Origin of the sequence: Hydrogenophaga sp. (assembly GCF_051007235.1) — a bacterium.
Classification (GTDB): Bacteria; Pseudomonadota; Gammaproteobacteria; order Burkholderiales; family Burkholderiaceae_C; genus Hydrogenophaga.
Genome location: NZ_JBPCSJ010000074.1, coordinates 1 through 9,567 on the forward strand (window position 1 = coordinate 1; position 9,567 = coordinate 9,567).

Annotated in this window: 10 protein-coding genes; 4 read left to right on the top strand and 6 right to left on the bottom strand. The window is 67.1% G+C overall.

The genetic code is table 11. The features are described 5' to 3' along the window. The first annotated feature begins 17 nt into the window (after positions 1–17). Positions 18–590: an RNA polymerase sigma factor gene (locus ACR2JA_RS02480; RefSeq protein ID WP_434007557.1), complete on the top strand. Its 573-nt coding sequence runs from the start codon at positions 18–20 to the stop codon at positions 588–590. A gap of 145 nt (positions 591–735) precedes the next feature. Continuing rightward, entirely contained in the window at positions 736–1,512 is a 777-nt protein-coding gene (locus tag ACR2JA_RS02485; RefSeq protein WP_434007550.1) for an anti-sigma factor, read from the top strand. A gap of 151 nt (positions 1,513–1,663) precedes the next feature. Here the strand turns inward: ACR2JA_RS02485 and queF are convergent, their stop codons facing one another. Genes queF through yaaA form a run of 3 tightly spaced genes read right to left on the bottom strand, consistent with a single transcriptional unit; the run spans position 1,664 to position 4,172 of the window. Beyond that, the gene (gene queF, locus ACR2JA_RS02490) at positions 1,664–2,509 is read right to left on the bottom strand and encodes an NADPH-dependent 7-cyano-7-deazaguanine reductase QueF (protein ID WP_434007558.1); all 846 of its coding nucleotides are present in this window, start codon (positions 2,507–2,509) and stop codon (positions 1,664–1,666) included. Between the two features lie 5 nt (positions 2,510–2,514). Continuing rightward, positions 2,515–3,387 carry a 2OG-Fe(II) oxygenase gene (locus tag ACR2JA_RS02495; protein ID WP_434007551.1) on the bottom strand — a complete coding sequence of 291 codons (873 nt, stop codon included), beginning with the start codon at positions 3,385–3,387 and terminating at the stop codon, positions 2,515–2,517. 11 nt (positions 3,388–3,398) lie between these two features. Then, positions 3,399–4,172, bottom strand: a complete 774-nt coding sequence (yaaA, locus tag ACR2JA_RS02500) for a peroxide stress protein YaaA (RefSeq protein ID WP_434007552.1) — start codon at positions 4,170–4,172, stop codon at positions 3,399–3,401. Between yaaA and ACR2JA_RS02505 the strand changes: the two genes are divergently transcribed. Further along, positions 4,171–4,872, top strand: a complete 702-nt coding sequence (locus tag ACR2JA_RS02505; RefSeq protein ID WP_434007553.1) for a pseudouridine synthase — start codon at positions 4,171–4,173, stop codon at positions 4,870–4,872. The two genes, yaaA and ACR2JA_RS02505, sit on opposite strands and share 2 nt — an antisense overlap. 4 nt (positions 4,873–4,876) lie before the next feature. Here ACR2JA_RS02505 and ACR2JA_RS02510 read toward each other — a convergent pair whose 3' ends face one another. The 3 genes from ACR2JA_RS02510 to ACR2JA_RS02520 form a co-directional block, all read right to left on the bottom strand. After that, a complete protein-coding gene (locus ACR2JA_RS02510; RefSeq protein WP_434007554.1) occupies positions 4,877–5,467 on the bottom strand; it encodes a DUF3501 family protein in 591 nt (196 codons plus the stop codon). Between the two features lie 71 nt (positions 5,468–5,538). Then, complete coding sequence (locus ACR2JA_RS02515) at positions 5,539–6,888, bottom strand: (Fe-S)-binding protein (protein WP_434007555.1); 1,350 nt, start codon at positions 6,886–6,888, stop codon at positions 5,539–5,541. A gap of 208 nt (positions 6,889–7,096) precedes the next feature. Next, a complete protein-coding gene (locus ACR2JA_RS02520) occupies positions 7,097–7,519 on the bottom strand; it encodes a rubrerythrin family protein (protein ID WP_066158576.1) in 423 nt (140 codons plus the stop codon). Positions 7,520–7,878: 359 nt separating this feature from the next. Here ACR2JA_RS02520 and ACR2JA_RS02525 point away from each other — a divergent pair. Beyond that, positions 7,879–9,567, top strand: a 1,689-nt coding sequence (locus ACR2JA_RS02525; protein ID WP_434007556.1) for a valine--tRNA ligase, incomplete at its 3' end; no start/stop codon positions are given.

Genomic DNA, 9,567 nt, shown 5'->3' on the forward strand with positions numbered 1-9,567 from the left:
TGGACCACAATGCGCCCATGCAAGACGAACCCGACCAGGCCCTCATCGCCCTCATCGACCGCGTGGCCGCGCGCGAGGAAACCGCGCTCAAGGCGCTGTACGACCAGACCTCGGGCAAGCTCTACGGCCTGGCGCTGCGCGTGACCGCGAACCGCGAATGGGCCGAGGACGCCCTGCAGGAGACCTTTCTGCAGGTCTGGAAAAACGCCGCCGACTACCGCGCCAGCCTCAGCCCGCCCATGGCCTGGCTGGGCCTGATCGTGCGCAGCCGTGCGCTGGACCAGTTGCGCCGCCACAAGGCCGAGCGCGAGCACCTGACCGACGAGCTGGACGAGGCCCTGGCCGACACGCTGGAAGGCGACAGCGCCAACCCCATGGACACCAGCTTGGCCAGCCAGCAGGCCTGGGCACTGCACCAGTGCCTGACCCGGCTGGAGAACAAGCAGCGCGAGGTGGTGAGCCTGGCCTACCTGCGCGACCTCAGCCACGGCGAGCTGGCACAACAGCTCAAGCTGCCGCTGGGCACGGTCAAGAGCTGGATCCGCCGCGGGCTGGACCAGTTGCGCGCCTGCATGGCGAGGTACGCATGAACACCCCCTGCGCCGCTTCGCGTCTCCCCCCTCCAGGGGGGCGGCACCTGAGGCCCGGCGAAGCCGGTTCCTCGGTGCCCCCGGATGGTGTTGCCACATGCGTTGCGGGCCTTGCTCCACAAGCCGTTTTTTCTGAAGTCTGAGCATGGACATCCACCGCCACCCCGAACTGCTGGACCGCCTGGCCGCCGCCTACGCGCTGGGCACGCTGCGCGGCGGTGCCCGCCGCCGCTTTGAAACCCTGGCGCGCGAACGCGCACCGGTGCGCGCCGCGGCCCTGCTGTGGCAAAGCCGCATGGTCAGCGTCAACGAACTGCAGACGCCCGAAGCACCGCCCGCCGCGGTGTGGACCCGCATCGACAACCTGGTGCGCGCCAAGCGCGAGCAGGCCGCCATGAGCCAGGCCCGCACCGAACCCGCACCGGTGCGCGCCGGCTGGTGGCGCAGCCTGCCGCTGTGGCGCGGCACCACCGCGGCTGGCGCGCTGGCCACGGTGCTGGCCGTGGTCACAGCCGTGGGCCTGCGCGACCACCTGGGCACCCAGATCGGCGAGCTGCAGGCCCGGCTGGAGGCCCAGCCGCAGATCGAATACGTGGCCGTGCTCAACGACGAGCAGGCCAGCGCCTCGATGCTGGTGACGTTCGATCCCAAGAGCCGCCAGTTGACGCTGCAGCGGGTGGGCGGCTACCAGGAAGCGGCCGACAAGTCGCTGCAGCTGTGGGCGCTGCCGCCCAGCGGCGCACCGCGTTCGCTGGGCGTGCTGAGCCAGGACAAGCTGCTCAAGCTGGCCGCCGACCAGCAGGCCGTGGGCGGCGTGCCGGCCCTGGCCATCAGCCTGGAGCCGCTGGGTGGCGTGCCCAGCGAACGTGGGCCCACCGGGCCGGTGCTGTTCAAGGGCGCGCTGATCCAGAAAATGCTGTGAATTTGGCTCACCCCCGCGCCGCCTGCGGCGTCACCCCCTCAAGGGGGCGATGCGTGTGGCCCGGCGGAGCCGGTTCCACCGCATCCTGGTCAGGGTCATGTCGCGCCGGACATGACACCCCTGGCCGCACGGCGTCGCGCGCCGAAAGGCGCTACTGCCTCGCGGTGCGCACGTTGGCGGGTGGCTGTTGCGGGTGGCTGCTGCGCCAGGGGTTGATGTCCAGCCCACCACGGCGGGTGTAGCGCGCATACACCGCCAGTTTAGTGGGCTTGCAGCGCGCCATCACGTCCATGTAGATGCGCTCGACGCACTGCTCGTGGAATTCGTTGTGGTTGCGAAAGCTCACGATGTACTGCAGCAGGCCGGCCTGGTCGATCTGCGGGCCTGTGTACGTGATCTGCACGCTGCCCCAGTCGGGCTGGCCGGTCACCAGGCAGTTGCTCTTGAGCAGGTGGCTGGTCAGGGTTTCGGTCACGGGCTGCTCGTGCAGCGCGGCACTCAGCAGCTCGGGCGCGGGCTGGTACTGCGTGCACTCCACGTCCAGCCGGTCGATGCTCAGGCCGGTCAGCTCCTGCACCGGCTCGCGGTCAAACGCCTCGGGCAGCAGCAGCTTCACGCCCGCGCCGGCCACCACCGGGCCGCCGTGCCAGATGGCCGCGCTCACGTCGGCGCGGATGCTCTCGCGCACCGCGTCTGCAGACTCGAAGGCCGTGTTGTTGAAGCTGTTGAGGTAGAGCTTGAAGGACTTGCTCTCGACGATGTGCGTGCTCTCGCAAGGGATGGTGATGTGGGCCAGCGCCACCTGGGGCTTGCCCTTGGGGTTGAGCCAGCTCAGCTCGAAGGCGGTCCAGAGGTCGGCCCCCATGAAGGGGATGCTGCCGGTGATGCCGATCTCGCGCCGCTTGGTTTCGCGCGGCAGCGGGAACAGCAGCGACGCGTCGTAGCGGTCGACATAGGCCGAGACCTTGCCGAGCTGGGAATGTTCGGGTGTGTTCAGGGGGGTCATGTGAATTCCCGTTGGCTCAACCACTTGGTCGCGATCCATTTTTCGCCTTCGATCACCGGCGCGCCGCCGTGCAGCGTGCGCGTGGCCGGCGAGGGCTGGTCGTAACTGAAGAAGACGGCGTGCCCGCGCTGCGGCATCACCTCGAAACCCGCATCGGGGAACACGGTGCCACCGCCGCGCACCGGATGGTTGAGGTACATCACCAGCGTGCCCACACGCTGGCCGCCCCGGCGCAGGATGGTGGGCGTGCCCGGCTCGGCGGGGTCGAAATAGTCGTAGTGCGGTTTGTATTCGGCGCCGGCGCGGTAGTGCAGCACCTGCATGCCTTCACCGTTTTCCACCGGCCAGTTCACCAGCGCAGCGATGCGCGCCTCGATGCGCCGCACCAGTTCGGTTTCGCCGCGGTTGAAGAACATGCCGTCGCTGGTGCGGTCGGGGTTGAGCTCCTCGCCACCGGTGCGCGTCTGCACCGTGAGCGAACGCGCCAGGCGCGGGCGGGCCGCGTCGATCAGCGCGTCGCACTCGCCATCGCTCAGCAGGCCGGCCAGCACCACCACGCGCGGCAGGTTCAGGCTGGCCACCACGCGCACCGCCCGGCCCCCGACCAAGACCTCGCGCGAGGATGGCCCCACCTGGATGGCCGGCACGGCCACACGCCGCTCGGCCGGGGCTTGGGGCACGACGATCACACGCGCGCCGTGCTCGTGGCGGGCGCCGCGGATGGCGCGCTCGGCCAGGTCCAGGGCCCAGCCGGCCTGCACCAGCGCGTCGAGCAGGGTTGCGTGGTCCACACCCGCATCGATCTGCTCCCGCAGCCAGCGGCGCAACTCGGCGGTGATGGTCTGCCCCATGGCGGACGGTCCGTTCATGGCGCGCCTCGTCAGGACGGGTCGCGCCGGAACACCAGGTGGTCGGGCCCGGACGCGGCGGGCACGAAGCGGTAGCCCTCCTGCGCAAAGTCCTTGAGCTGCTCCACCCGCGTGACACGGTGCTGCACCGCGTGGCGCACCATCAGGCCGCGCGCACGCTTGGCGAAAAAGCTGACCACCTTGTACTGGTCGCCCTTGCGTTCCTCGAAGGCGCAGGTCACCACGCGCGGCAGCAGCGCCTTGCGGTCCACCACCTTGAAATACTCCTCGCTCGCGAGGTTGATCACCACCGGCGTCACCTCTGCCTGCGCTCGCTGGTTGAGGTACTCCGCGATCTGACGGCCCCAGAACTGGTACAGGTTCTTGCCCTTGGGCGTGACCAGGCGCGTGCCCATTTCCAGCCGGTAGGGCTGCATCCAGTCCAGCGGGCGCAGCACGCCGTACAGGCCGCTGAGGATGCACAGGTGCTGCTGCAGCCAGTCGAGTTCGGCCTCGCCCAGCGTCTTCGCGTCCAGACCCCCGTACACGTCACCGTCAAAGGCCAGCACGGCCTGTTTGGCGTTCTGGGCCGTGAACTTGGGGCGCCAGGCCTGGTAGCGCGCCACGTTCAGACCCGAAAGCTGGTCCGACAGGTCCATCAGTTCCGCGATCTGCTGCGGCGACTTCTCGCGCAGCACCTCGATCAGCTCGCTGGCCTGAGGCACGAACAGCGGCTGGGTGTGGGTCTTGATGTGGGGCGGCGTCTCGTAGTCGAGCGCCTTGGCCGGGGACAATAGAAACAACATGCTGCAGATCCTTTTTCGCGACGATTATCTGGCAGCGGTCCACAAACCGCCGGGCCTGCTGGTGCATCGCACCGGTCTGGACGCGGGTGAAACCCGCTTCGCCCTGCAACTGCTGCGCGACCAGATCGGCCAGCCGGTGTGGCCCGTGCACCGGCTGGACAAAGGCACCAGCGGCGTGCTGCTGTTCGCGCTGGACACAGCCACCGCGCGCGCCCTGGGCCAGGCCTTCGAGGCGGGCCACGGCCTGCACAAGACCTACCAGGCCGTGGTGCGTGGCTGGCCCGCCGAAGAAGGCCTGATCGATCACCCGCTACGGCGCATGCCGGACGACATGCGCACCGAACGCGAGGAAGTGCAGGACGCGGTGACCCGCTACCGAACACTGGAACGCTACGAGTTGCCGCTGGCCGATGGCCGGTTCGCCACCACCCGCTGCGCCCTGCTGGAACTGCAGCCCCTGACCGGCCGGCGCCACCAGCTGCGCCGGCACTGCAAGCACATGGCCCACCCCATCATCGGCGACGCGACCCACGGCAAAGGCCCGCTGAACCGGGCGGTGGCGGCATCACTGGGCGAGCAGCGCCTGTGGCTGCACGCGGGGCGGCTGGAGCTCACGCACCCGATGACCGGGGCTGCTCTGGACATCCGGGCGCCCGGTGGCTCCGAATGGAGCCTCTGGGACGCACATCTGGCCGGTTGAAGGCTCAGCGCAGATCGCCCGCCAGGCTGGCCAGCGTCTCGGGGCGGATCTGCTGGTGCACCGGGTAGTGGGTGTGGTCGCAGCCCAGCTTGACGGCGGCGCCCGCCCGCACCGACGCGCGCATGGCGGGGGTGAATTCGAAGCGCACGAAATGCACCGCGCTGGTCTTCTCCTCGTTCTCGCGGTCCAGGTCTTCGTCGGCGATGGCGTACACGCGGTCATAGCCCTCGACCTCGACGAACAGCCGGTCTTCCACGCCGATCAGCCGGGCCAGCTCGCGCTTGCGTTCGTTGATGTCGGTGTACTCGATCAGCACCGTGGCCTTCCAGTTGTGGCCGTCGGGCACCAGCGGCGCGTAAGCCTCGATCTCCTGCTGGATGCCCTCTTCCTCGAAGATCTTCTCGATACGCAGCATCTCCTGGGTCTGGTAGCGGATGGTCAGCTCGCTCTCGAACTGCACGTTCAGGTGTTCGCCCAGCGCCACGCTGCGCAGTTGGCGGTGCGCGATGACCTCGCCCTTGTGCGTCTTGCGCCATTTGCTGTAGGCCTCCAGACTCATGAGGCTGTCGGGGGTGATGTGGCCGGTGAGTTGCATGGTGTGACTCCTTCAGGGGTTTGCCGTCGGGCCGCTCCCGGGCGCTGCGCGCACCGGGCGGGCCGTGCAGGTCATTTCAAGCCATAGGCCTTGCGGACCAGGGTCAGGGGGTGGTTGAGCTCCGGTGCGCCCAGGCCGTTCACTTCAAAGCCCTGTGCGATGTGGTGGCCGCCGAGCGGGCAGTCGGAGCTGATGAAGTCGGGCTTGGCGCCGTCCTTCATGGTGGCCATGGCCTTGAACACCGGCTTGCCGATCTTCATGGCCTGCTGGTGCGAGCCCTTCTTGACGCCGAAGGTGCCCGCGTGGCCGGAGCAGCGCTCGATGGTGTTGACCGTGGTGCCCGGCACCATCTTGAGCATTTCTTCGGTCTTCTTGCCGATGTTTTGCACCCGCCCGTGGCAGGGGATCTGGTAGCTGATATTGCCCAGCGCCTGCGGGAACTCGGTCTTGAGCAGGCCGTCGCGCTTGCGCGCCATCAGGTACTCGAACGGGTCCCACATGTGTTCCTTGACCAGCTGCGTGTCGGCGTCGCCCGGGAACATGAGCGGGATTTCCTGCTTGAACATCAGCGCGCAGCTGGGCACCGCCGCGAGGATGGCGTAACCGTCCTTGGCGTACTTCGCCAGCACCGGGATGTTGGCCTCCTTGCTCGCCCGCACCGCGTCCAGATCGCCCAGCTCCAGCTTGGGCATGCCACAGCACTTTTCCTTCTCGACCAGGGTGTACGGGATGTCGTTGTGGTCCAGGATCTTGAGCAGGTCCAGGCCGATGCCGGGCTCGTTGTAATTGATGTAGCAGGTGGAAAAGATCGCCACCTTGCCCGGCGTCTTCTCGCCGTCGATCACCTTGGCGGCCTGTGACTCCGGCGCCGCGGAACGGAATTTCTTCGTGGCCAGTTCGGGCAGCCAGGCGTCCTTGTCCACGCCCAGCACGTTCTCCATCACGCCGCGGGCGAACGTCGTCTTGTTCACCGCGTTGGCCACCTGCACCACGATCGGGATGCCCGCGAACTGGCCGTGCACGTCGGTCGACGCCAGTAGCTTCTCGCTGGTCTTGACTTCACCCTTTTTGAACTTGATCGCCTTGGCCCGCAACATGGTGTGCGGGAAGTCCAGGTTCCACTCGTGCGGCGGCGTGTACGGGCACTTGGTCATGTAGCAGAGGTCGCACATGTAGCACTGGTCCACCACCTTCCAGTAGTCCTGCTTGGCGACGCCATCGACCTCCATGGTCTTGCTTTCGTCGACCAGATCGAACAGCGTGGGGAAGGACCCGCACAAGCTCACACAGCGTCGGCAACCGTGGCAGATGTCGAAGATCCGCTCCAGCTCGACGAAGCATTTCTCTTCGTCGTAGAAATCGGGGTTTTGCCAGTCCAGCGGATGGCGCGTGGGCGCCTGCAGGTTGCCTTCGGTGGCCATGCTCACTCCTCTTCTCGCGCTCTGCGGCGCGGCTGATCGTGGGGGTTGTCTCTCGGGCTTCTGCAAACGCTCAACCGAACGCTTGCAGAAGGGGCCGCCAACAGAGGGGCAGCCCTTCCAGGGACACCGCGGAACCGGCTTTGCCGGGCCGCAGGTGTCGTCCCCCTTCCAGGGGGAAGCCGCGTCAGCGGCGCAGGGGGTGGCTCGTTCAGTCCACCAGCTCGTTCAAAGCTTTCTGATAGCGGTTGGCGTGCGAACGCTCGGCCTTGGCCAGGGTCTCGAACCAGTCGGCGATCTCGTCGAAGCCTTCCTCGCGCGCCGTCTTGGCCATTCCTGGGTACATGTCGGTGTACTCGTGGGTTTCGCCGGCCACGGCCGAGGCGAGGTTCTGGCGCGTGCTGCCAATCGGCAGGCCGGTCGCAGGGTCACCCGACTGCTCCAGGAATTCGAGGTGGCCGTGCGCGTGGCCGGTCTCCCCTTCGGCGGTGGAGCGGAACAGCGCCGCCACATCGTTCTGGCCTTCCACGTCGGCCTTGTTTGCGAAATACAGGTAACGGCGGTTGGCCTGGGATTCGCCGGCAAAGGCGTCCTTCAGGCACTGCTCGGTTTTCGAACCTTTCAATGCAGCCATGGGTATCTCCTGTTCGTGGGTGGATGAAGGCGTCCAGCCGACCCCCTTTTGCCGGGGCTGGCCCGCTGAGACAGGCACAAAGTTACGCCCGCCGCGCGACCGGGTCCAGTAGGCGACGGCTATGCGGCGCATTACTGACGACTATCAAGGGGGAACAGGTGATAACCGTTCGCAACACGCACCGGCGCCCGAGGGAAAACCCCGTGCCTGCGCTGCTTCGTTAGAGCACAGCACCGCTGTCGGACCCCCCCGACCACCGAGCCCTGCGCAGGCGACACTCGAATAAAATCAAGCACTTCCCGATCTTTTTCCCAGCGGCGCCCAGCGGGGCGCCGCTGCACTTTTTGCGCCCCTCGCCCATGTCTGACGCTCTCGACACCCTGCAGCAACCCGGTCTGAACAGCCTGTCCAAATCCTTCGAGCCCGCCGCGCTGGAAGCCCACTGGGGCCCCGAGTGGGAAAAACGCGGGTACGGCGTGGCGGGCTTCCGCGGCACTTCGGCCCCCAGCGCGGAAGCCGCTGCCGCAGGCAAGAACTTCGCCATCCAGCTGCCGCCGCCCAACGTGACCGGCACGCTGCACATGGGCCACGCGTTCAACCAGACGATCATGGACTCGCTCACGCGCTACCACCGCATGAGCGGCTTCAACACCGCGTGGATCCCCGGCACCGACCACGCCGGCATCGCCACCCAGATCGTGGTCGAGCGCCAACTGCAGGAACAGAAGCTCAGCCGCCACGACCTGGGCCGCAAAAACTTCGTCGCCAAGGTCTGGGAGTGGAAGGAACAGTCGGGCAACACCATCACCACCCAGATGCGCCGCATGGGCGACAGCGTGGACTGGACGCGCGAGTACTTCACCATGGACGAGAAGCTCTCGACCGTGGTGACCGAGACCTTCGTCAAGCTCTACCAGCAGGGTCTGATCTACCGCGGCAAGCGCCTGGTCAACTGGGACCCGGTGCTGATGTCGGCGGTGTCCGACCTGGAAGTGGAGAGCGACGAGGAAGACGGCTCGCTCTGGCACATCGCCTACCCGCTGGTCAACGGTTCGGGTCACCTGACCGTGGCCACCACCCGCCCCGAAACCCTGCTGGGCGACGTGGCCGTGATGGTGCATCCCGAAGACGAGCGCTACAGCGCCCTGATCGGCCAGTATGTGAAGCTGCCACTGTGCGACCGCGAGATCCCGGTGATCGCCGACGAGTACGTGGACCGCGCCTTCGGCACCGGCGTGGTCAAGGTCACGCCCGCCCACGACGCGAACGACTACGCCGTCGGCCAGCGCCACCAGCTGCCCATCATCGGCGTGCTGCACCTCAACGCCACCATCAACGACAACGCGCCCGAGAAATACCGCGGCCTGGACCGCTTTGTCGCGCGCAAACAGGTCGTGGCCGACCTGGAAGCCGCCGGCCTGCTGGTCGAGGTGAAGAAGCACAAGCTGATGGTCCCGCGCTGCGCCCGCACCGGCCAGGTGGTCGAGCCCATGCTGACCGACCAGTGGTTCGTGGCCATGACCAGCAAGGGCAATCAGCACAACACCAGCGGCACCTCCATCGCCGACAAGGCGATTGCCGCCGTGCAGACCGGCCAGGTGAAGTTCGTCCCCGAAAACTGGGTCAACACCTACAACCAGTGGATGAACAACATCCAGGACTGGTGCATTTCCCGCCAGCTCTGGTGGGGTCACCAGATCCCGGCGTGGTACGACGAGCAGGGCCAGGTCTACGTGGCGCGCAACGAAGCCGAGGCGCAGGCCCAGGCCGGTGCGGACAAAGTTCTCAAGCGTGACGAAGACGTGCTGGACACCTGGTACTCCTCGGCCCTCGTGCCCTTCAGCACCATGGGCTGGCCGAACCTGACCGACGCTGCGACCGACGACTACAGCCTCTACCTGCCCAGCAGCGTACTGGTCACGGGCTACGACATCATCTTCTTCTGGGTGGCCAGGATGATCATGATGACGACCCACTTCACCGGCCGCGTGCCGTTCAAGGACGTGTACATCCACGGTCTGGTGCGCGACGCGCAGGGCCAGAAGATG

What these genes read in the sequence shown, in the direction of transcription:
- ACR2JA_RS02510 (WP_434007554.1), bottom strand. Translation starts at nt 5,467, where the DNA reads ATGCAACTCACCGGCCACATCACCCCCGACAGCCTCATGAGTCTGGAG.
- ACR2JA_RS02505 (WP_434007553.1), top strand. Translation starts at nt 4,171, where the DNA reads ATGCTGCAGATCCTTTTTCGCGACGATTATCTGGCAGCGGTCCACAAA.
- ACR2JA_RS02485 (WP_434007550.1), top strand. Translation starts at nt 736, where the DNA reads ATGGACATCCACCGCCACCCCGAACTGCTGGACCGCCTGGCCGCCGCC.
- ACR2JA_RS02520 (WP_066158576.1), bottom strand. Translation starts at nt 7,519, where the DNA reads ATGGCTGCATTGAAAGGTTCGAAAACCGAGCAGTGCCTGAAGGACGCC.
- ACR2JA_RS02495 (WP_434007551.1), bottom strand. Translation starts at nt 3,387, where the DNA reads ATGAACGGACCGTCCGCCATGGGGCAGACCATCACCGCCGAGTTGCGC.
- ACR2JA_RS02480 (WP_434007557.1), top strand. Translation starts at nt 18, where the DNA reads ATGCAAGACGAACCCGACCAGGCCCTCATCGCCCTCATCGACCGCGTG.
- ACR2JA_RS02515 (WP_434007555.1), bottom strand. Translation starts at nt 6,888, where the DNA reads ATGGCCACCGAAGGCAACCTGCAGGCGCCCACGCGCCATCCGCTGGAC.
- yaaA (WP_434007552.1), bottom strand. Translation starts at nt 4,172, where the DNA reads ATGTTGTTTCTATTGTCCCCGGCCAAGGCGCTCGACTACGAGACGCCG.